Here is a 21,297-nt window from a genome sequence, read left to right on the forward strand (position 1 = left end):
AGGATCCCGCTGCCGCCCTCCGGCCGGGACGCCCAGACCAGCGGGCTCTCGAAGACGGCATCCTCGGCGTAGAGCGCCGTCAGTCCCTCGATGTCGCGGTGCACGACGCTGTCGTGCCACTGCCGATGGATGTGGCGGATGGCGGCGTCCGGGCTCATGGTCGATCCTCTCCGGCACCGGAAATGGGCCGGTGCCGGACGCTAGCCCCGGGGGCGCCGCGGATGCTTCGGTTCCCGCCGAAGCGTCAATACGGCACCCCGCCCCGCCGCTTCTCCCGCAGCGCCTCGGCGTACCAGGTCAGCTCGTCGAGGAACCGCCCGGTCGGGCGCTCCAGCCAGGGCAGGAGGGGCCGGCCCTCCTCGTCGAGCGCCTTGTGCACCTCGGGGATCGGCAGCAGCGAGGGGATGCTCGGGGTGCCGAGCTCGCCCAGCATGGCGCGCAGCTGCATCGCCGCGCGCACGCCGCCGTAGCGGCCGGCGGAGTAGCAGACGATCGCCGAGGGCCGCCAGAAATACTCCTCCAGGAAGTGGTCGAGGGTGTTCGACAGGGCCGGCGGGATGCTATGGTTGTACTCCGCCGAGACGACCACGAAGGCGTCCGACCGGCGCAGGAGCGCCGCCAGCCGCTCCAGGGCGTCGGGCGCCTCGCCCTTCGGGTATTCCTTGTACATCCGCTCCAGAAGCGGCAGGCCGAGCTCGGCCGGATCGACCAGCGGCGCCTCGTGGCCGCGGGAGGCGAGGGCGCCCGCAACGTAGCGGGCGGCGCGCAGCCCGTTGCGCCCCTGGCGCACCGAGCCGAGGATCACCGGGATCACGAGGGTCATGGTGGAACTCCGGACGGATCTGACACCGCCCGGAGCCTACAGCGTCCCGGCAGGATCTCACATCATTCCGAGCATCCGCGGCAGCCACAGGGAAATCGCCGGGACGTAGGTCACGACGACGAGGAACATCAGCATGGTCAGGAGCCAGGGCCAGACCGCGATGGTCAGTTCCGTGATGCCCATGCGGGTGATGCCCGAGGCGACGTAGAGGTTGAGGCCGACCGGCGGGTGGCACATGCCGACCTCCATGTTGACCACGATCAGGATACCGAAATGCACCGGGTCGATGCCGAGCTTGGCGGCGATCGGGAACAGGATCGGCGCCATGATCAGCACGATGGAGGAGGGCTCCATCACGTTGCCGGCGAGGAGCAGCAGCAGGTTGACGATGAGCAGGAACACCACCCAGTTCAGGCCGGCCCCGGTGATCCAGCTCGCCATCTGTTGCGGGATCTGCTCGCTCGTCATCAGGAACGAGAACAAAACCGCGTTGGTGATGATGTAGAGCAGCATCGCGCTCATGTTGGCCGAATCGAGCAGCACCCGCGGCACGTCGCGCCAGGTGAGATCCCGATAGACGAACAGCGCGATCACGAAGGCGTAGACGGCGCTGACGGCCGCAGCCTCGGTCGGGGTGAAGGCGCCGCTATAGATGCCGCCCAGCACCAGCACGATCAGCAGGAGGCCCCAGACCGACTTGCGGAACGCGACCCAGCGCTCGCGCCAGCTCGCCTTCGGCATCCGCGGGTAGCCGAATTTGCGCGCCCGGTACCAGGTGGTGAGGCCGAGCAGAGCCGCCAGCATCAGGCCCGGGATCACGCCGGCGACGAAGAGCGTCGAGATCGAGGCCGAGGAGACCCGCTGGCCGTCGGGCCCGGTCACCACCGCGCCGCTGGTCGCCACCGAGTACATCACCATGACGATCGAGGGCGGGATCAGGATGCCGAGCGCGCCCGAGGTGGTGATGACGCCGGCGCCGAAGCGCTTGGGGAACCCTTGCGCCACCATGGCGGGCAGGATGATCGAGCCGATCGCCACGACGGTGGCCGGGCTCGATCCCGAGATGGCGGCGAACAGCGCGCAAGCCATGACGCCGGCGAGCCCCAGGCCCCCGTGCCAGTGGCCGATCATCGCGGTGGCGAAGTTGATCATCCGCCGGGCGACGCCGCCATGGGTGAGGAAGTTGCCCGACAGGATGAAGAACGGGATCGCCATAATCTCGAAATTCTCGATCCCGGTGAACAGCTTGAGCGCCACCGCCTCGATCGGCACGGTGGTCATGGTGAACAGGAAAGTGAGCACCGACAGGCCGAGCGCGATCGAGATCGGCATGCCGGTGAGCATCAGGGCGATAAGCAGCCCGAAGATGATGGCGGCATTCATCGGGCACGGCCTCCGGTGCGGGCTTCCTGAGCGAGGTCTTGCGCGGCGTGCGGGCTCTCGACCACGCCCTCGACATGGCCCGGATCGTGGTGCGGCAGTTCCCCGGTGCGCCAGAAGCTCCAGGCCACCTGGAGGAAGCGGAAGCACATCAGGAAGGAGCCGAGCGGGATCGCCAGGTAGACGACCCAGCTCGGGATCTCAAGGTCGGGGGTGGTCTGGTCGGTATCGACGAGGCCGTAGACGAAGCGCGCGCCCATCGTGCCGACGATGGCGGTGAACAGCGCGCCGGCGAGAAGGCTGAACAGCACGATCCGGTCGCGCCAGGCGGGCGGCAGCTGGTTCACCGCCACGTCGACGCCGACATGGATGCCGGTGCGCACCCCGTAGGCCGCGCCGAACTTCGCCATCCAGACGAACATGTAGATGCACAGCTCCTGGGCCCAGGAGAGGTGGATCGCGGTGGTGATCGGATAGAGCGCGTCGATGCCGGACGCGTAGCGGTGCACGACGGCGACGAAGATCAGCAGCGTCGCGCCGGCCATCAGGCTCGCGATCAGGATCTCCTCGAGGCGGTCGAGGATGCGCAGGGGGTGCATGGGGTCTCCCGGGACTATTCTTCTCTTGAGCGGGGCGGCGTCAGGATTCCCCACCGCCGGGCCAGGGAAAGCGGATGGTGCGGTCGCGCAGGCCGGCCAGCACCACCTCGACGCCGCCGGACTTCACCATCCATTCGAGGCGGTGGTCGCGGTATTCCCGCCGGCGCCCGCCGGTGGTGTAGAGGTCAGCGGCCTCGGCCATCCGGGCCGCGGCTGCGTCGAATTCCCGGAACGTCTCGGCCACCGCGGGGCGCTCGCGGATCCGCGCGTGCCAGCGGGCGAGGGGGGCTGCCCTCGGCGGGTCCGAGCCCGTAATGCACCGAGCGGTTGACCATCGGGGCCGCCGCCGCGTCGGCCCAGCCGAACCGCTCGCCCCCGAACCAGTCGGCCTCGCCGAGCCGGCCGGTCAGCCAGTCCTGCAAAGTCTTCGTCTGCGCCGCGGCCTCGGCGCGCAGGTGGTCGGCCAGCGCCCCGGTGGCGCGGCGGAACCACAGGATCTCGCCGAACCCCCAGTTCACCGCCTCGTACTGGGTGTCGCAGACCTCCTCGGTCATGCGGGCGAAGGCGCGGGCGGCGGGATCGCGCGGCAGCAGCGGCGGGTCGGGCCAGCGTTCCTCGATGTATTCGAGGATCACGGTCGATTCGAACAGGCTCACCCCGCCATCGATCAGCACCGGCACCTCGGTGCGGGGATTGGCCTTCGCGAACGCACCGTCGCTCCGCCCGGTGCCGAAAGTCTCCGGCACTTCGGCCCTGAAGGCCACGCCCTTCTCGCGCAGGGCGATCTTGACCTTCTGTGCATAGGACGAGAGCGGATGCTCGTAGAGCAGCATGGTGTCGGTTCCCCCCGGACCGTCTCGTTCGTTTGGGGGGAGTGTCGCACGCGCCGGAGGTCCGGGCGAACCCGACGATGGTTGGTGACCGGATAAAAAGATCGGTCCGCGATCCGGGGCTGGCCGATGTTGTGACGGGCGGCATATAACGCGGGCAACCGTTACGCGCCGAGGGTCCATCGCCATGCGCCGCACGATCCGGACCGCCTGCCTGCTCCTCGCCGCCACGCTCGCCCTCCCGGCTGCGGCGGCCGAACCCACGACGGTATTCGCGGCGGCGAGCCTGAAGAACGCCCTCGACGAAGCCGGCAAGGCCTTCACGGCCGAGAGCGGCCTCCCGGTCCGGGCGAGCTACGCCGCCTCCTCGGCGCTGGCGCGCCAGATCGAGCAGGGCGCGCCCGCCGACCTCTTCGCCTCGGCCGACCTCGAATGGATGGACTACCTCGCCGCCCGCAAGCTGATCCGGCCCGGGACCCGGGTGAACCTGCTCGCCAACCGCCTGGTCGTGGTGGCGCCAAAGGACGCGACTGTGTCCGAGGCGGCGTTCACGCCGGAGTGGTTCACCCGGGCGCTCGGGCCCGACGGGCGGCTCGCCACCGGCGAGGTCAGTTCGGTGCCGATCGGCAAATACGCCAAGGCGGCGTTCGAGAAGCTCGGCCTGTGGGCGCAGGTGCAGCCGCGGCTGGCGCAAGCCGACAACGTGCGGGCGGCGCTGGCCCTGGTCTCCCGCGGCGAGGCGCCCCTCGGCGTCGTCTACGAGAGCGACGCCAAGTCGGATCCGGGCGTGAAGGTGGTGGGGGTGTTTCCGGCGGACAGCCATCCGCCGGTGGTCTACCCCTTCGCGGTTACGGCCGAGGCCAAGGGCGAGGGCGGCGCGCGCTTCCTTACCTATCTCCGGAGCAAGGCGGCCCGGAGCTTCTTCGAGGCGCAGGGCTTCACGATGATCGGGGAGGGGGCGTCGCAGTAGGCCGTCCCAGCCGTCTTCACGCCAGCTGGAAGCCGCAGCAGGGCGTCCCGCCCGCCTTCAGGCCAGTTGGAAGCCGAAGGCGAGGGGGTCGCGCTCGTCGACCAGGATGGTGTTGTGCCCGATCACCCGGGCCCAGCCGCCGATGCTCGGGCGGATGGCGGGGCGACCGCCCACCTCGGCGTCGCTCTCGACCCGGCCGTGGAACAGCGTGCCGATGATGCTCTCGTGCACGAAGTCGTCGCCGACGCGCAGTAGGCCCTTGGCGACCCGCTGCGCCATGCGGGCGGAGGTGCCGGTGCCGCAGGGCGAGCGGTCGATGCCTTTGTCGCCGTAGAACACGGCGTTGCGGGCATGGGCCTGCGGGTGCTTCGGACGGTCGGCCCACATCACGTGGCTCAGGCCCTGGATGCGCGGATCCTCCGGATGGACCGGGGCGACCGCCCGCTGCACCGCCTCGCGCACGCGCGGGCTCCAGGTCAGGATGTCGGCGGAACTCATGCCGTCGAGGCCGGCCCAGCCCGGTTGCGGCTCGACGATGGCGTAGAAGTTGCCCCCGTAGGACACGTCGACCGTGAGGGGTCCGAGCCCGGGCACCTCGACCCGGACCTCCGCCGCGTGCAGGTAGCTCGGAATGTTGTAGAGCCGGACCTCTTCGATGAAGCGGCCGTTGCGGCGATACTCCACCTCGACCTTGCCGGCCGGGACCTCGAGCGACAGGCGCCCCTCGACGCGCGGCACGACGAAGCCCTGCTCCAGCGCCACCGTGACGGTGCCGATCGTGCCGTGGCCGCACATCGGCAGGCAGCCCGAGACCTCGATGAACAGCACCCCGAGCTCGCAATCCTCCCGCGACGGCGGATAGAGGATCGAGCCGGACATCGCGTCGTGGCCGCGCGGCTCGAACATCAGGGCCCGGCGCACCCAGTCGTGCTCGGCGACGAAGATCTGCCGCTTCTCGCCCATCGGGACGTTGGGCAGGACCGGCGCCCCGCCGGCGACCACCCGCACCGGGTTGCCGCAGGTATGGGCGTCGACGCAGAGGAAGGTATGCGGGTGCATGGCGGGCAGGGTCTCCGGGAGATCGGGTCCGGATTCGGGGTCCGGGCCCGGACGGCCCTTCGTCGCAGAAATCAGTGCGCCGTCATAGCGCGCACAGCCATCCGGGCGGCTCGCGCGTTGACGGAGGGAAGCCCCGGCGCGCCGGCCACGCACGAGGACCAAAGTCTCATCCCGCCTCCACGCCGGGCCAGATGACGCACAGGGAGAGGCGTGACCCAGGGCAACCCGCGGCCCCCCCGCGACGTTCTCGGCACCATGGCGCGGCCCTCGAACGGGCCCGCGCGGTTGCGGCCGAGAGAGAGGAGGTTGCCGATGATGGACAACATCGTCCAGGGGTTCACCCAGTTCCGCGAGCAGGTGTTTCCGAGCCAGCGCTCGGTCTATCAGCGCCTCGTCCATGACGGCCAGAAGCCGAAGGCGCTGGTGATCTCCTGCGCCGATTCCCGCGTCGTGCCGGAGCTGATCACTCAGGCGGGCCCGGGCGAATTGTTCGTCACCCGCAACGTCGGCAACATCGTGCCGCCCTTCGCCACCATGATGGGCGGCGTGACCGCGGCGGTCGAGTACGCCGTGATGGCGCTCGGCGTCCGGGACATCGTGGTCTGCGGCCACTCGGATTGCGGCGCGATGAAGGGCCTGCTCACCCCGGGCCTCGCCGAGAAGATGCCGAGCGTCGCGGCGTGGCTGCGCCACGGCGAGGCGGCCCGCAAGATCGTCTGCGACGCCTATCCGGACGACATCGACGACAAGCGCCGCCTCCACGCCCTGGCGATGGAGAACGTGCTCGCCCAGCTCAACCACCTGCGCACCCATCCGGCGGTGGCGAGCGCGCTCGCCTCGGGCCAGCTCACCCTGCACGGCTGGCTGTTCGAGATCGAGACCGGGCACCTGCTGGTCTATGACGGCGAGGCTGGGCGCTTCGTGGTCCTGGCCGAGGAGGAGGCGCTGCCGGTGGCCGAGGCCGCGAACGCGCCCCGGCTCGCCGCGGCGGGCCTCGCCACGCCAGAGACCCGGGCGGCCGAGTAATACCGTCGCGCCTTCGAGCAGCTTGTTCGAAGGCGCGAGGCAAGCCCGAACGGGCGTCGGCGCCGATGCGCCGGACGCGTTCGCATCGACGTGTCGAGGCGGACGCGCGAGTGTATGAGGCCGCAGATGGCGGATTGACAGGCGAGGGGCGGCGGGTGAGGACCCCCGGCATGGCCGAGACCCGACCCGACCGCTCCCGCGACGCCGCCTTCGCGTGGATCGCCGCCATCGCCACCCTGGCGACGATCCTCGTCGCGAATGTCGCGCCGGCCCGGGGGCCGGCGCCCCGACCGGCCGTCACGTCGCCGGCCGAGGATCCCGGCTGCCGCGAATGGACCGATTCCTGCCGCGTCTGCACCCGCGGCGCCGACGGGGTGAACTGCTCGACCCCCGGCTTCGCCTGCCAGCGCGAGGCTCTGCGCTGCACTGCCCGCTGAGCCGGCGGAGGGCGGGCCGCGCTCGCGCCACCACCGCAGCCGCCGCGTCCTCCGCCAGGGTGTAGCGGGTCCGGCGGTCCCCGCCCGCTCCCGCCGAGTGCCGCCGCATCGCTGCCATGCCCCGGCCCGCCTTGCGGGTGGGGGCGACCTTCGGCACTGCTCGGGCTCGGTCGGCCTCCCTTCCCGCGCGCCGGCCTTTCGGGATGATCATGGCGAGCAGCGCGAGCGACGGGGCGAGACCCGTCGAGACAGGCCGGGCCGAAACGGGCTGGGCCGGGCCCGGCTTCGTCGAATTCGTGGCCCTGATGGCGCTGATGATGGGCCTGACCGCGGTCACCATCGACAGCTTCCTGCCGGCCTTCCCGGCGATCCAGCGCGACTTCGCGGTCCAGGATCCCAACCGGCTGCAGCTCCTGGTCTACGTCTACATGCTGGGCTTCGGCACCGCCCAGCTCCTCTACGGCCCGGTCTCGGACGGGACCGGGCGGCGCCCGGCCCTGATCGTCGGCATCGGCATCTACCTCGCCGGCAGCGTGCTCGCGATGCTGGCGCCGAGCTTCGAGGTGCTGCTGCTGGCCCGCGCCATCCAGGGCGTCGGGGGCGCGGCGGGCCGCGTGCTCGCGGTGGCGATCGTGCGCGACCGCTACGAGGGCCGCGACATGGCCCGGGTGATGTCGTTCTGCATGATGGTCTTCCTCATCGTGCCGATCCTCGCCCCCTCGATGGGCGGCGCCGTGCTCGTCGTCGGCCACTGGCGCCTGATCTTCGGCATGATGCTGGCGCTCGCCCTCGTCACCCTGGCCTGGTTCGCCACCCGCCTGCCCGAGACCCTGCACCCGGCCTTCCGCCGCCCCGTCTCGGCCCGGGCGATCGGGTCGGGCATCGGCGTCACGGTGCGCACCCGCGCGTCGTTCGGCTACGCGACCGCGCTAGGCCTCACCACCGGCTGCATCATGGGCTATGTCGGCTCGGCGCAGGCGGTCTTCGACACCGGCCTCTACCATCTCGGGCCGCTGTTTCCGGTCGCCTTCGCGCTGATCGCCGGGGCGATGGGCGTCGCGACGCTGATCAACGCGCGCCTGGTGCGCCGGCTCGGCATGCGGCGGTTGGCGCATGCGGGCACGCTCGGGCTGTTCCTCGCCGCCTGCCTCCAGCTCGCGCTGATCCTCGCCTTCGCGGGCACGCCGCCGCTGTGGCTCCTGATCGTCACCCTGGCGGCGTGCCAGTTCCTGATGAGCTTCGCGATGCCGAACTTCAACGCCCTGGCGATGGAGCCGCTCGCGGCGATCGCCGGGACCGCGTCGTCGTTCATCGGCTTCTACACCACGCTGCTCGCGGCGTTCTGCGGCCTCCTCGTCGGCCAGTCCTTCGACGGCACCGTCACCCCGCTCGCTATCGGCTACTTCGCCTTGAGCGGCCTCGCCCTCGCGATGGTGCTGTGGACCGAGCGCGGCCGGCTGTTCGGAAGCGGGGCCCGGTAGAGCCGCCTTAACCGGTCCCGCGCCACCGTCCCGGCATCACTCAGCAGCGTTGCACGAGGCAACGCTGCTTCGTTTCCTGTTCTTGCATCATTTTCGCCGCCGAACCGGTGACCACTTCGGCGAATGATGCATAGGAGGTGGTTCGGGATGGCTGCGCGCAACGACGGAATCCTGCTCGCCGGGCGGCTGCTCCTGGCCTCGTCCCTGCTGCCGGCGGCGATCGGGCGGGCGCTCAACCCCTCGGGCTTCGCCCTGACGCTCGCCGGCACCGGCATGCCCTACCCGAACGCGGTCGCGACCGCCTCGGTGGTGATCGGCCTCTTCGGGCCGCTGCTCCTCGCGCTCGGCCTCGTGCCGCGCCTCGTCGGCCTCGGCCTCGCCCTCCACGCGGTGGTGGCGGGGCTGCTGCTGCACCGGTTCTGGGAGTTCTCCGGCGCCGTCGCCCGGGTCGAGCAGGAGCTGTTCCTGGCCCAGCTCGGCCTCGCCGCCGGCTTCGTGCTCTACGCCGTCACCGGTCCGGGCCACTGGAGCTGGCAGGGCTGGTGGCACGGGGCCGAGCGCGGCGCGATGCCGGCCGCCAAGGCCGCGAAGGAACCTGCCAGGGAGACCGCGGCCAAGCCGCCCCGCAAGCGCGCCGCCGCGCCCCGCGGACCCCGCCCGGCCAAAGCCGCGGCCTGAGGCCGCCCATCAGAGCCCGCGGGCTGAACCCTCGACTTGGAGGTCGGTCGCGTCAGGCCGACATCCGCTGCTCGCCGGCGCGGCGCGGGCTGACGTATCGGCTGGAGACGTCGCAGGCGACCCCGATCAGCCGGGGGCGGCCGTCGGGCGCCGTCACCAGGCTGCCGCGGGCGGAGATCCAGCGCACGTGACCATCGGGGTTGGCGACGCGGTACTGCGCATCGTAGGTGCCCTCGCCGCGCAGGGCCGGTTCGAGGCTGGCGAGGACGGCCGGCAGGTCCTCCGGCAGGATCATCGCCAGGAACTCGTCGAGCGGTCCGCTCGTCTGGCCCATCAGGCTCTCGCCGAATTCCGAGCAGGTGACCTCCCGGGTCGCCGGATCGACGTCCCAGGTCATCATCTCGGCCGCCGCGACGGCGAGGCGCAGCCGCTCCTCGCTGGTGCGCAGGGCCTCGGCGGCGCGGACCTGCTCGTCGATGTCGGCCATGGTGCCGACCCACTCGCGGATCGCCCCCTCGGCGTTCTCGAGCGGCACGGCGCGGCCGAGCATCCAGCGATACTGGCCGTTGCGGTGGCGCACCCGGTAGGTCGCATCGAGCGGGGTTCCGCTCTGGCAGCAGGCCCGCCACAGGGTCTCGACGCCGGCGCGGTCGGCCGGATGCAGGGTGGAGAGCCAGCCGAAGCCCTGGAGCTCGGTGTCGCACAAGCCGGTCCGCGCGCTCAGGCCGAAGGTCTGGATCAGCTGGCCGTCGGGGTTCGAGCGCCATTCCACCGCCGCGCTCGCTTCCACGAGGGCGCGGTAGCGCTGCTCGCTCTCGTGCGCGCCTCCCATCACCGGCGGCGGCGGACCGGCGGGCGCGGGCGATCCCGCGACCGGCACGATCTGCCGGAAGCTCGGCTCGTAGCGGCCCAGCGGCAGGTCGATGCGCACGTCGAGCGGGCAGGCGGGGTCGGCGTAGATCTGCTGCAGCACCTGCCGCAGGCGCCGGGCCTCGACCCGCACGATGGCGTCCGTCGCCGGGTCGAAGCTGGTCGAGCGGCCGAGGGCGTCGGTCGCGATGGTGTAGGATTTCAGCAGGCTGCCGCGCCCGGCCAGGCTCTCGCGCACCACGTAGGCGAGGAAGGCCGAGAGCTGCGGCGATTTCCTCAGCGGCGGCAGGTTCAGCAGGGCGTCGAGGGCAGCGTGGATGTTCTCGGTCCCGATCGCTTCCCGATCCATCGCTCGTACCCACCGTGCCCCGCCACGCGGCCTATCGGGATTCTCCCGCAACGCGTCCGCGCTCCGTTGCGCTGCAATCGAGGGTCAATCGATGATGCGAGCGCTTCCCGCCGGCCGATCCGCCACACCATAAGCTGATAAAGCAGCCATTCGCAGTGTCAAGACGTGAACGGTTCCAAGGTAATGACCTAGGGGCAGCATCGGCCAACTAACTGTCGGCCGTCGACCTGGCGATGACAGGCGACCGGGTTGAATTCGTTTACCACGCCGCCTTCCATGCGGGAGAATAAGAGGAGCGGCACGGCGGAAGTATTGCACGATATTTCCACCGCGGACGTCGCATCGAGATCGCCGCGCGATGGCGGCGGCACCCGGTTCGATCGGCCACGGACCTCAATCGGCCAGCAGCCGCGCCCCGACGACCGCCGCCGCGGCCCGGTTCTGCACCCCGAGGCTGCGCAGGAGCGCCGCCATGTGGACCTTGACGGTGCCCTCGCCGAGCTGGAGCCGCCGGGCGATCTCCTTGTTCGAGCGTCCCTCGACCAGGAGCGCCAGCACGTCGCGCTGGCGCGGCGTCAGGTCGGGGATGCGCGGCTGGCGCCCGTCCTGGCGCCCCTCGGGCCGCCAGTCCGGCCGGCCGTCGAAGGCGGGGCTGCGCGCCTCCAAAGCCGGGCGCGGGCCGGCGCCGTCGAGCACCGCCAGGGAGGCCGGCACGAAGATCTGCCCGTCGAGGATCATGCCCACCGCCCGGGTCAGCTCGGCCGAGCCGATGCCCTTCGGCACGTAGCCGTGGACGCCGACCTCGAGGGCGGTGAGGATCTTGTTGCGCTCGGTCGAGGCCGAGACCACCGCCACCTTCACCGCCGGGAAGCACTCGCGCACCGCGCTCAGGCTCCCGGGCCCCTCCATGCCGGGCATCGCGAGGTCGAACAGCGCCAGGGTCACGGCCCCCCGGCGCGTCGAGAGCTGGTCGAGGGCGGCGTCGAGGGACCCGGTCTCGACGACCTCGGCGAAGCCGAAGCTGCGGGTGAGGATCGCCACCACGGCGAGGCGGAAGAAATCGTCGTCATCCGCGATCAGGGCGACTGGCGGAGTCGGTTGGGTCATACCGTGGCGTCTCTGGAAACGGTCCGTGCGGCAATCATCCTAGAGCAAGTTGGGGGCGCGTGGGTACCCTCCCGGCACGGAACAACTGGCAATATCAACGACCTATCGCACGGTCCGCCCCGAGCTGCGAGTTGCGGCAAGATGATGCCGGAGTTCCGACGGCGGTCTCCCGCACGCGGGAGGGCGGGGAAGGGCCAGGGCCGCGGCCTGCGGCGCGTCACCGCATCGTCGTCCGAGGATTCTACGCTGAGGGATGCATGCGCCGAGACCGGAGTCGAGGCAAGGATCGAGCAGGGAGGGGGGAGCGCGATGCGCAGGCCGGCATCGTCGAGCAGCCGACGAGCGAGCGGGAGCGGAGGATGGCGCGCGGCCGTCCGACGGCTCCGCGCGGGGCGCGCGACCGCCGGCATCGTCGCCTGCTTCATCGCGTTCCCGGCACCCGCCGCCGCGGCGGAGCGTACCCGGCTCGTCACCTACACCGCCCTCGAGCCCGAGCAGCTCGACCCGATCCGCCGGGCGATCGAGGCGGCGGTACCGGAGGTCGAGATCGCCTGGCAGCGTGCCTCGACCGGCATCATCACCGACCGCGTGCTCGCCGAGCGTGCGGCGCCGCAGGCCGACCTCCTCCTCGGCCTCGCGGCCACCAGCCTGCTGCAATTCGAGGCCGCCGGCCTCCTCGATCCCTACCGGCCCGCCGGGGTCGAGGCGCTGCGGCCGTTCTTCCGCGACCCGAACCCGCCCTACAGCTGGACCGGCATGGACGCCTATCTGGGCGTCATCTGCTTCAACACCGAGGTGGCGGGCCGGGACCGGATCACGCGGCCGAGCTTCTGGCGCGACCTGCTCGGCCCGGCCCTGAAGGGGCGGATCGTGATGCCGGACCCGGCGGCCTCCGGCACCGGCTACCTCCTGGTCGCGGGCTGGCTCCAGACCCTCGGGGAGGAGGCCGGCTGGGCCTACATGGACGCGCTGAACGAGAACGTCTCCGCCTACCTGCCGAGCGGCTCGGGCCCGTGCGAGGAGACCGCCGCGGGGCGCGCCGCCGCCGGCCTCTCCCTCGACATGCGGGCCGCCGCCGAGAAGGCGGCGGGCGCCCCCCTCGACATCGTGGTGCCGGTCGACGGCACCGGCTGGGAGGCGGAGGGCTTCGCGGTCGTGGCCGGCCGGCCGCACCTGGCGCTCGCCCGGCGGGTGGCGGACTGGGCGGCGAGCCGCGAGGCCAACACGCTCTACGCCCGCAGCTTCGCCATCGTGGCCTATCCGGGCGTCTCCAGCCCGGGCCCGCTCTACCCGCCCCATGCCGAGGCGCGGATGATCCGCAACGACCTCGAGTGGATGGCCCGCAACCGACCCCGCATCCTGGCCGAGTGGCGCCGCCGCTACGGCGCCAAGATTCGCCGGCCCTGACCCGCCGGCGCTGATCGGCTCTCGCCGGCCGGCGAGGGCGGATCCGGCGCCCCGGTCACCTTTCCTTTTCCGCTCCGCCGTAGCAGACCCCTCGGGTGGCGGATCTCCCCTCGCGGGGCCGCGAGCAGGGAAACGGATGTATCACGCGGGCAAGGACGGCTGGCTCTTCCTCACCGGGGGCACCAACGAGGTCGCGGACCAGTACCGGCGGATCCGCCCGATGGACCGGGTGCTGCGCTTGTGGCGCCGGCAGATCCACCGGCGCATCCGCCGCGGCCAGGGCCTCGGCAGCCGCTACCTGCACCTGGTGGTGCCCGAGAAGCTCAGCATCTACGAGGACCGCTTCGACGGGCTGACCCTCGACCCGCGCCTCGGGCCGGCCCGCCGCCTCGGCACCCTGATGCGCTGGTCCTGGCCGGGGCGCCGGGCCTGGATCGATCTCGTCGGGCCGATGCGGGCCCGGCGGGACGAGACTCTGCACTACCGGACCGACACGCACTGGAACATCCACGGCTGCCTGCTCGCCTACCGGCTGGTCTGCCGGACCTGCGGCGCCACCCCGCGCACCGACTTCCTGGCCCGGCCGTTCCACGAATTCGACGCCGTGCTCGACATCGGCAACAAGCTCGACGCGCCGCCCCTCGAGACCGTGCGCAACTACCAGCTCTTCCGCGATGCCGAGCGGGTCGGCGGCGGCCGCCTCATCGACGCCTACGCCGCCGCCGGCCGCCTCGGCGAGCTGCATAGCGGCGCCCACGCGATCTACCGCAACGCCTCCCCGGAGGCCGATCCCCGCACCCTGGTGCTGTTCGGCGATTCCTGCGCCAACTTCTCACCCAACGGCCTGACCGCGATGCTGGCCGAGACCTTTCGCGAGGTCCACTTCATCTGGTCGTCGAACCTCGACTGGGGCTACGTCGAGCGGATCCTGCCCGACCTCGTGCTCTGCGAGCAGGTCGAGCGCTTCCTGCCGCGGGTGCCGGAGGACGATTTCGACCTTGCTTCCGCCGAGGCGGAGCGGCTGGCGGCTCTGGGGGGCTCAGCATAGATCACGGAAGCCCACGGCGATCCGCTGGCCTCGCCTGTACGCCGACGCGGCGCCGTACCAGGATGGCTTCGACGATAGCCCGCCGGTCGGTGACCCTGCGCCGTCGAAGAGATCTTGCGTGCCAAGCAGGCCATCGCGACCGCGAATGCAATCCTCTTTCCCGGACTTCCTTCCACTTCGTTCAAGTCGTCCGGGAAAGGGGCCGAGCTTGGACGAAGCGATGGATCCACCGGTAGGCCACCGTCCCGCATCGTGCCCGGACGCAAGGAGTTCACCACCTTCCGGCTTGACGAGAAACTTGCATATGCCACTAATTGCGCAGCGCCGGACCCGCCGGCCGCGCTGACCTGAACGAGGAGTGCCGCCCGATGGACGCGCGCACCCACCGCCTGCTCCACGCCCCGATCGGGCCGACGCTCCTGCGCCTCGCCGCACCGAACGTCGTCGTGATGCTGGTCCAGGCCCTGGTCGGGCTGATCGAGACCGCGTTCGTCGCCGGGCTCGGCACCGACGCGCTCGCCGGCATGGCGCTGGTCTTTCCCGTGCTGATGCTCGTGCAGATGATCTCCGCCGGCGCCATGGGCGGCGGCATCCTGTCGGCGGTGGCTCGCGCGCTCGGGGCCGGGCGGCGGGCGGAGGCCGACCGGCTGCCGTGGTACGCCGCCGCCATCGCCATCGTCCTCGGCCTCCTCACGACGGTTCTCGACCTCGCCTTCGGGCCGTCGCTCTACCGGGCGATGGGGGGCGAGGGCGCCTCGCTCCAGGCGGCCACGACCTATGGCGGCGTGGTCTTCTGCGGCGCGGTGCTGGTCTGGCTGTTCAACGCGCTCGCGGCGGTGATCCGCGGCACCGGCAACATGGCGCTGCCGGCGATCGTCATCAGCGTCGGCGCCGCCGTGCTGGTACCGCTCTCTCCCGCCCTCATCTACGGAGTCGGGCCGGTGCCCGGCCTCGGCATCGTCGGCGGCGGCGTCGCGGTGCTGGCCTATTACGCCGCCGGCTCGGTGGTGTTCGCCCATCACCTCTGGGCCGGGCGCGGCCTGCTGCGCCCCGCTCCCCGGCCGCCGCGCCTCGCCTGGGCGCCCCTGCGCGACATCCTGCGGATCGGCGCCGTCTCGTCGATCGTCAGCGCCACCACCAACGTCACCATCGCCGCCGCCACCGCCTTCGCGGGGGCCGCCGGGCCGGCGGCGGTGGCGGGCTACGGCACGGGAGCGCGGCTCGAATACCTGCTGGTGCCCCTGGTCTTCGGCCTCGGCGCGCCGATCGGCGCGATGGTCGGCACCTGCATCGGCGCCGGCGACCGGGCCCGCGCCCTCAAGGTGGCCTGGACCGGGGCGGCGATCGCCGGGGCGCTGACGGAGGCCATCGGCCTGGCCGCCGCCGTCTGGCCGCTGCCGTTCCTGGGCCTGTTCGGCCACGACCCGCAGATGCTCGCCACCGGCAGCCGCTACCTCCACCTCGTCGGGCCGTTCTACGGATTTTCCGGCATCGGGCTCGCCCTCTACTTCGCCTCGCAGGGCGCCGGCCGGGTCGGCTGGCCGCTCGTGGCAGGGCTCGCCCGCATGGCGGTGTCGATCGGCGGCGGCGTCCTGGCCTTGCACCTTGGCCTTGGGCTCGACGGGGTCTTCCTTGCGCTTGGACTAGGGCTCGCCGCCCTCGGGCTCATCAATGCCGGGGCGGTCGCCGCCGGGGCGTGGTTTCGCGGGGAGCGGGCGCCGACGCCCGTCCTCGCCGCAGCGGGAGGGGAGTAGGATGACGCGGGAGCTGTTCCTCGACGATCTGGTGCCGGGCCAGGTCTACCGCTCGGGCGAGACGACCGTGACCGAGGCCGACATCGTCCGCTTCGCCAAGGACTTCGACCCGCAGCCCTTCCACCTCGACGCCGAGCGGGCCAGGGCAACCTTCTTTAACGGCCTCGCGGCGAGTGGCTGGCACACCGCGTCGCTCACCATGCGGCTCCTTGTCGACGGCGAGATGCGGCTCGCCGGCGGCATCATCGGGGCCGGCATGGACGAGCTGCGCTGGCCCAAGCCCCTGCGCCCGGGCGACACGATCCGGCTCGAGAGCGAGGTGATCGAGGTGCGCCCCTCACGCTCGCGGCCGAGCCAGGGCCTGGCGAAGGTGCGCACCACGACGTTGAACCAGCACGGCGAGGCGGTGCAGGTGCTGGTGGCGAATTTGCTGGTGGTGCGGCGGCCGGAGGGGTGAGGAACTGACCGGATCGTTCGCCGGTCGCTTTTCCCGACGATCGTGCCATCCTCCGCGTCATTCCGGGGCCGCGCAGCGGAGCCCGGAATCCAGAACCGCAGGTGCTCCCGAAAAGAGCGGAGCGCTCTCAGCTTCGTTCTGTGCCACCTGAGTGTCTGGATCCCGGGCTCTCGCCTTCGGCGAGCCCCGGGATGACCCTGTGAGGTGGGGACGTTGCGTCGATTCTCGACCTACTCGATGCCGGATAAATCTTCGCGACGGATCAGCCCGCCACCCGCACCCGCGCCGGATTGCCGACCGCGACGCCCCCCGCCGGCACGTCGCGGGTGACCACGCTGCCCGCCCCGATGATCGCGTCGTCGCCGATCGTCACGCCCGGCAGGATCATCGCGCCGCCGCCGATCCAGACATTCGCCCCGATCACGACCGGCCGGCCGAATTCGAGCATCTGCTTGCGCTTCGCCGGATCGCGGGGGTGGTCGGCGGTGAGGATCTGCACGCCCGGCCCGATCTGCGTCATGTCGCCGATCGTCACCTGCACCACGTCGAGGATGCAGCAGTTGAAGTTGAGGAAGACACCGCGGCCGAGGCTGATGTTGTAGCCGTAATCGCAGAAGAAGGGCGGGCGGATGTTGCAGCCCTCGCCGACCCGAGCGAAAGCCTCCGCCATCAGCGCCTGCCGCTCCGGCTGGCTCAACGTATTGCTGGCGTTGTAGCGATCCATCCATTCCGAGATGCGCCGGTTGTCGGCCGCGAGCTCCGGATCGTCGGCGATATAGAGCTCGCCGGCGAGCATCTTCTGCTTCTGGCTCGTCATGGTCCCTCGCTGTCGGTTGGCTTTCGGCCGCGATGCGTACATATGTACATATCGCCGCCGAAAGCCAGCCCGCTCGTGAGACCCGCTTGCCCGCCCCGACCCGCCGCTACGATCCCGACCGCCGCGCCCGCATCCTGCGGGCGGCCCTCGACACGATCGCCATGCACGGCGTCGCCGGCACCACCCACCGGCGGATCGCCGCAGCGGCCGATGTGCCGCTCGGCTCGATGACCTACCATTTCGCGAGCCTCGACGATCTCCTGACCGAGGCCTTCACCCTGCTCGCCGACGACGTGTCGGCCCGGTTCACCGAGCGGCTGGCGGCAGCCGGAACCCGTGCGGAGGCCTGCGAGGCCGTCGTCGACCTCGTCGTCGACGACGGCTGGGCCACGCCCCGCAACCTGCTCCTGAGCTACGAGCTCTACGCCTACGCCGCCCGGGTTCCGGCCCTCAGACGCGTGATGCAGGGCTGGATGGGCAAGAGCCGCGCGGCCCTGGAGCAGCATTTTTCGCCCGCGACCGCGCGGGTCCTCGACGCGATGATCGAGGGCCTGTCGATCCACCGCTCGGTCGATCTCGCGCCGGCCGGCCGCGACGAGGTCCGGGCGATCGTCACCCGCCTGACCGCGCCCCCGCTTCCTTGAAAAGCGGGCGCCCGCCCCGCATATCCGCCCGCGACGATTTGTTCCCAACGGAGAACCGACACGTGAGCGAGACTGTGGAGCGGCATTCGTTCGGCGCCGAGGTCGGGCGCCTCCTGGACCTCGTGGTCCACGCCCTCTACTCCGAGCGCGAGATTTTTCTCCGCGAGCTCGTCGCCAACGCCGCCGACGCGGTCGACCGGCGCCGGTTCGGGGCGCTGACCGATTCCGCCCTGGCGCTGCCGGCGGACGCCAAGGTGCGGATCAACCCCGACAAGGCGGCCCGGACCCTGACCATCTCGGATCCCGGGATCGGCATGGGCAAGGACGAGCTGGCGCAGAATCTCGGCACCATCGCGCGCTCCGGCACCCGGGCCTTCAGCCAGTCGCTCGCCGACGCCAAGCCCGAGGAGCGCCCGAGCCTGATCGGCCAGTTCGGCGTCGGCTTCTACTCCGCCTTCATGGTGGCGGACCGGGTCGAGGTCACCTCGCGCAAGGCCGGCTCGGACGAGGCCTGGACCTGGGCGTCGGAGGGGCAGGGCGAGTACACCCTGGCGCCCGCCACGCGCGCTGAGCCCGGGACCGACATCGTGCTCCACATGAAGGCCGATGCCGAGGAGTATCTCGAGCCGCTGCGCCTCGAGACCATCGTGCGCAAGTGGGCCGACCACATCACCGTGCCGGTGACGCTCCTGCGCGACGGCGAGGAGGTGCCAGGCACCAAGGGCACGGCGCTTTGGCGCAAGCCGAAGTCCGAGGTGACCGAGGAGGAGTACACCGAGTTCTACCGCCAGGTCGCGCACGCCTTCGACAAGCCCTGGGCGACCCTGCACTGGCGGGCGGAAGGCCAGCTCGAGTTTACCGCCCTCTTGTTCGTCCCGGGCATGAAGCCCTTCATGGCGGTCGAGGAGGAGCGCGAGAGCAAGGTGCGCCTGCACGTGCGCCGGATGTTCATCACCGACGAGGCCGGGCTGCTGCCGTCCTGGCTGCGCTTCGTCAAGGGCGTGGTCGACACCGAGGACCTGCCGCTCAACGTCTCGCGCGAGATGCTGCAGGCCACGCCGGTGCTGGCCCGCATCCGCCGCGCGGTGACCGGCAAGGTGCTCTCGGAGCTGAAGACCCGCGCGAAGGACGCGGAGAGCTACGCCACCTTCTGGCAGGCCTTCGGGCCGGTGCTGAAGGAGGGCCTGTGGGAGGATGCCGAGCACCGCCAGGACATCGCCAGCCTGCTGCGCTTCCGCTCCTCGACGGTCGAGGGCTGGACCTCGCTCGCCGACTACGTCTCGCGGATGAAGCCGAACCAGGAGGCGATCTACATCCTGGTCGGCGACGACACCGAGGCGCTGAAGCGCTCGGCCCAGATCGAAGGCTTCTCCGCCCGCGGCCTCGAGGTGCTGCTGCTCTCCGACCACGTCGACGCGTTCTGGCCCGAGCGGATGGACACGTTCGAGGGCAAGCCGATCCGCAGCATCACGCAAGGGGGCGACGACCTCTCGGCCTTCGAGCCGGAGGTCGCCGAGGGCGACGCCCCGGCCGACCTCGCCGAGCTGCTGCCGAAGCTGAAGGAGGCGCTCAAGGACGACGTCTCCGACGTCAAGGCGAGCCATCGCCTCGTCGACAGCGCGGTCCTGCTCTCGGCTCCGGCCTTCGGGCCCGACCTGCAGATGCAGCGCCTCCTGCGCCGCGCCGGCCGCGGCGCCGGCGGCATGGGCGGCCAGCCGGTGCTGGAGCTGAACCCGCGCCACAAGCTGATCCGCCGCATCGCCGAGCGGGCGGCGGCGGGCGAGGATGTGGGGGAGGCGGCCCAGACACTGGTCGACCTCGCCCATGTCCAGGGCGGCGACCCGCCGCGCGACCCGGTCGCCTTCGCCCGGCGGGTGGCGGCGGCTCTGGCGCAGGGCTGAGACCGGCCGATTGCGAAGTGGGAGGAGGTGGGGAGCCTCCTCTCTCGGAATTCGGGTGATTGAGACTCTGAAGGAATCCAAACCAACAGGGTCATTCCGGGGCCGCGCAGCGGAGCCCGGAATCCAGAACCGCGGATGGTTCAGAATAAATCTTGGACCGTCCCGCCTTCTTCTGGACCACTTGAGTTTCTGGATTCCGGGCTCCGCTGCGCGGCCCCGGAATGACCCTGTGTGTTTCAATAGCGTTGAAATAGAATGAAGGAGTTGCTGATCTAAACCCAGGCAACGGCTTCTCCTCTCGCACGACACACGGCCGTGGCGTGAGACTCGCCGAATCGTCTCTCCTACCTGCGACCTCCTCCCACCCCGACCCGATCGCCCTGGCCTATTGGGGCATTCCGGCATCCGGTCGAAGCGGCTATCCTTCGCTTGCAAGTACTGCCTGGACACCGTTCCCACCAGGATAGCCCGGTCACCATGACCGGATGCATCCCGGACGGCAGGAGATGCATCCGCACCAGCATTGTCCCCGACTAGCCCGTCCACGAGCGGGACGAGGGGAGCCCCCACCTTCTGGTATGGTGTCTTCCGCAAAGGAATTCCGAACAACCGCCAGCGAGGAACCCCGATGAGCTTCACTCTCGTCCAGCAAGCCACGCCGCGCCTGCACCGCTCCGAGCTGGCGGTGCCGGGCTCGAACCCGACCTTCATGGAGAAGTCGGCGAAATCCGCCGCCGACGTCATCTTCCTCGACCTCGAGGACGCGGTCGCGCCCGACGACAAGGAGCAGGCGCGCAAGAACATCGTCCAGGCCCTCAACGACATCGATTGGGGGGACAGGACGATGATGATCCGCATCAACGGCCTCGACACCCACTACATGTATCGCGACGTGATCGACATCGTGGAGGCCTGCCCGCGCCTCGACATGATCCTGATCCCGAAGGTCGGCGTACCGCAGGACGTCTACGCCATCGACGTGCTGGTGACGCAGATCGAGCAGGCGAAGCGCCGCGAGAAGACGATCGGCTTCGAGGTGCTGATCGAGACGGCGCTCGGCATGGCCAATGTCGAGGCGATCGCCCAATCCTCGAAGCGCCTGGAGGCGATGTCCTTCGGCGTCGCCGACTACGCCGCCTCCTTGCGCGCCCGCTCGACCGTGATCGGCGGGGTGAATCCGGATTATTCCGTCCTGACCGACAAGGACGAGGCCGGCGGGCGCCAGACCCACTGGCAGGATCCCTGGCTGTTCGCCCAGAACCGGATGCTGGTCGCCTGCCGCGCCTACGGGTTGCGGCCGATCGACGGGCCGTTCGGCGATTTCTCCGATCCGGACGGCTACCGCTCGGCGGCGCGGCGCTGCGCGGCCCTCGGCTTCGAGGGCAAATGGGCGATCCACCCCTCGCAGATCGACCTCGCCAACGAGGTCTTCACCCCGAGCGAGGCCGAGGTGAACAAGGCGCGGCGGATCCTCGCGGCGATGGAGGAGGCGGCCAAGGCCGGCCGCGGCGCCGTCTCCCTCGATGGGCGGCTCATCGACATCGCGTCGATCCGCATGGCCGAGGCGCTGATCGGCAAGGCCGACGCCATGGCCCGCGCCTGAGAGGTTCCTCCGGCGGCATCGATCGCATGCCGCCGACCGATATCGCTCGACGCCGTC

Annotated in this window: 21 protein-coding genes and 1 pseudogene; 12 read left to right on the forward strand and 10 right to left on the reverse strand. The window is 70.9% G+C overall.

All coding sequences use genetic code 11. From position 1 onward, the window contains the following. Positions 1-14: 14 nt before the first annotated feature. The 6 genes and pseudogenes from ABZT49_RS25290 to ABZT49_RS25315 all read right to left on the reverse strand — a co-directional run. Positions 15-158: pseudogene (locus ABZT49_RS25290) on the reverse strand (nuclear transport factor 2 family protein); the annotation flags it as partial. An 86-nt stretch (positions 159-244) separates the two neighbouring features. Then, a complete protein-coding gene (locus ABZT49_RS25295; protein ID WP_355290102.1) occupies positions 245-823 on the reverse strand; it encodes an NAD(P)H-dependent oxidoreductase in 579 nt (192 codons plus the stop codon). Between the two features lie 57 nt (positions 824-880). After that, positions 881-2,206: a TRAP transporter large permease subunit gene (locus ABZT49_RS25300; protein ID WP_355290104.1), complete on the reverse strand. Its 1,326-nt coding sequence runs from the start codon at positions 2,204-2,206 to the stop codon at positions 881-883. Beyond that, the gene (locus ABZT49_RS25305; RefSeq protein WP_355290106.1) at positions 2,203-2,802 is read right to left on the reverse strand and encodes a TRAP transporter small permease; all 600 of its coding nucleotides are present in this window, start codon (positions 2,800-2,802) and stop codon (positions 2,203-2,205) included. The genes ABZT49_RS25300 and ABZT49_RS25305 overlap by 4 nt, the downstream gene beginning before the upstream one ends. Positions 2,803-2,842: 40 nt before the next feature. Beyond that, the gene (locus tag ABZT49_RS25310; RefSeq protein WP_355290108.1) at positions 2,843-3,004 is read right to left on the reverse strand and encodes a hypothetical protein; all 162 of its coding nucleotides are present in this window, start codon (positions 3,002-3,004) and stop codon (positions 2,843-2,845) included. Continuing rightward, positions 2,988-3,635 carry a glutathione S-transferase family protein gene (locus ABZT49_RS25315; RefSeq protein WP_355290110.1) on the reverse strand — a complete coding sequence of 216 codons (648 nt, stop codon included), beginning with the start codon at positions 3,633-3,635 and terminating at the stop codon, positions 2,988-2,990. The genes ABZT49_RS25310 and ABZT49_RS25315 overlap by 17 nt, the downstream gene beginning before the upstream one ends. Positions 3,636-3,819: 184 nt before the next feature. Between ABZT49_RS25315 and modA the strand changes: the two genes are divergently transcribed. Further along, complete coding sequence (gene modA, locus ABZT49_RS25320) at positions 3,820-4,602, forward strand: molybdate ABC transporter substrate-binding protein (RefSeq protein WP_355290111.1); 783 nt, start codon at positions 3,820-3,822, stop codon at positions 4,600-4,602. A gap of 57 nt (positions 4,603-4,659) precedes the next feature. Here the strand turns inward: modA and ABZT49_RS25325 are convergent, their stop codons facing one another. Further along, on the reverse strand, positions 4,660-5,661 hold the full coding sequence (locus ABZT49_RS25325; protein ID WP_355290113.1) for a 4-hydroxyproline epimerase: 1,002 nt from the start codon (positions 5,659-5,661) through the stop codon (positions 4,660-4,662). A gap of 315 nt (positions 5,662-5,976) precedes the next feature. Here ABZT49_RS25325 and ABZT49_RS25330 point away from each other — a divergent pair, with 315 nt between their 5' ends. From ABZT49_RS25330 to ABZT49_RS25345, 4 genes are all read left to right on the forward strand, one after another. Continuing rightward, the gene (locus ABZT49_RS25330; RefSeq protein ID WP_355290157.1) at positions 5,977-6,687 is read left to right on the forward strand and encodes a carbonic anhydrase; all 711 of its coding nucleotides are present in this window, start codon (positions 5,977-5,979) and stop codon (positions 6,685-6,687) included. A gap of 170 nt (positions 6,688-6,857) precedes the next feature. Next, the gene (locus ABZT49_RS25335) at positions 6,858-7,124 is read left to right on the forward strand and encodes a hypothetical protein (protein WP_355290115.1); all 267 of its coding nucleotides are present in this window, start codon (positions 6,858-6,860) and stop codon (positions 7,122-7,124) included. 209 nt (positions 7,125-7,333) lie between these two features. Then, complete coding sequence (locus ABZT49_RS25340) at positions 7,334-8,605, forward strand: multidrug effflux MFS transporter (RefSeq protein ID WP_355290117.1); 1,272 nt, start codon at positions 7,334-7,336, stop codon at positions 8,603-8,605. Positions 8,606-8,752: 147 nt separating this feature from the next. Beyond that, positions 8,753-9,283: a DoxX family protein gene (locus tag ABZT49_RS25345; protein WP_355290119.1), complete on the forward strand. Its 531-nt coding sequence runs from the start codon at positions 8,753-8,755 to the stop codon at positions 9,281-9,283. 52 nt (positions 9,284-9,335) lie between these two features. On the opposite strand, the gene ABZT49_RS25350 is transcribed toward ABZT49_RS25345, so the two are convergent. Then, entirely contained in the window at positions 9,336-10,502 is a 1,167-nt protein-coding gene (locus ABZT49_RS25350; protein ID WP_355290120.1) for a PAS domain-containing protein, read from the reverse strand. A gap of 393 nt (positions 10,503-10,895) precedes the next feature. Then, positions 10,896-11,609, reverse strand: a complete 714-nt coding sequence (locus ABZT49_RS25355; protein WP_355290122.1) for a response regulator transcription factor — start codon at positions 11,607-11,609, stop codon at positions 10,896-10,898. Positions 11,610-11,918: 309 nt separating this feature from the next. On the opposite strand from ABZT49_RS25355, the gene ABZT49_RS25360 reads away from it, so the two are divergent. The 4 genes from ABZT49_RS25360 (at position 11,919) to ABZT49_RS25375 (ending at position 16,275) form a co-directional block, all read left to right on the forward strand. Next, positions 11,919-13,016, forward strand: coding sequence for an extracellular solute-binding protein (locus tag ABZT49_RS25360; RefSeq protein WP_355290124.1), 1,098 nt, complete (start codon positions 11,919-11,921; stop codon positions 13,014-13,016). A gap of 136 nt (positions 13,017-13,152) precedes the next feature. Continuing rightward, positions 13,153-14,064 carry an alginate O-acetyltransferase AlgX-related protein gene (locus ABZT49_RS25365; protein ID WP_355290126.1) on the forward strand — a complete coding sequence of 304 codons (912 nt, stop codon included), beginning with the start codon at positions 13,153-13,155 and terminating at the stop codon, positions 14,062-14,064. 368 nt (positions 14,065-14,432) lie between these two features. After that, entirely contained in the window at positions 14,433-15,818 is a 1,386-nt protein-coding gene (locus ABZT49_RS25370; protein ID WP_355290128.1) for an MATE family efflux transporter, read from the forward strand. Between the two features lies 1 nt (position 15,819). Beyond that, positions 15,820-16,275, forward strand: coding sequence for a MaoC family dehydratase (locus ABZT49_RS25375; protein ID WP_355290130.1), 456 nt, complete (start codon positions 15,820-15,822; stop codon positions 16,273-16,275). 262 nt (positions 16,276-16,537) lie between these two features. On the opposite strand, the gene ABZT49_RS25380 is transcribed toward ABZT49_RS25375, so the two are convergent. Continuing rightward, positions 16,538-17,092: a sugar O-acetyltransferase gene (locus ABZT49_RS25380; protein WP_355290132.1), complete on the reverse strand. Its 555-nt coding sequence runs from the start codon at positions 17,090-17,092 to the stop codon at positions 16,538-16,540. Between the two features lie 86 nt (positions 17,093-17,178). Here ABZT49_RS25380 and ABZT49_RS25385 point away from each other — a divergent pair, with 86 nt between their 5' ends. From ABZT49_RS25385 to ABZT49_RS25395, 3 genes are all read left to right on the forward strand, one after another. Then, complete coding sequence (locus tag ABZT49_RS25385) at positions 17,179-17,736, forward strand: TetR family transcriptional regulator (RefSeq protein ID WP_355290134.1); 558 nt, start codon at positions 17,179-17,181, stop codon at positions 17,734-17,736. Positions 17,737-17,798: 62 nt separating this feature from the next. Next, a complete protein-coding gene (htpG, locus tag ABZT49_RS25390; protein WP_355290135.1) occupies positions 17,799-19,637 on the forward strand; it encodes a molecular chaperone HtpG in 1,839 nt (612 codons plus the stop codon). Between the two features lie 628 nt (positions 19,638-20,265). Continuing rightward, the gene (locus ABZT49_RS25395) at positions 20,266-21,240 is read left to right on the forward strand and encodes a CoA ester lyase (protein ID WP_355290136.1); all 975 of its coding nucleotides are present in this window, start codon (positions 20,266-20,268) and stop codon (positions 21,238-21,240) included. Positions 21,241-21,297 lie beyond the last annotated feature (57 nt).

It is taken from the genome of Methylobacterium sp. EM32 (assembly GCF_040593685.1).
Taxonomy (GTDB): Bacteria; Pseudomonadota; Alphaproteobacteria; order Rhizobiales; family Beijerinckiaceae; genus Methylobacterium.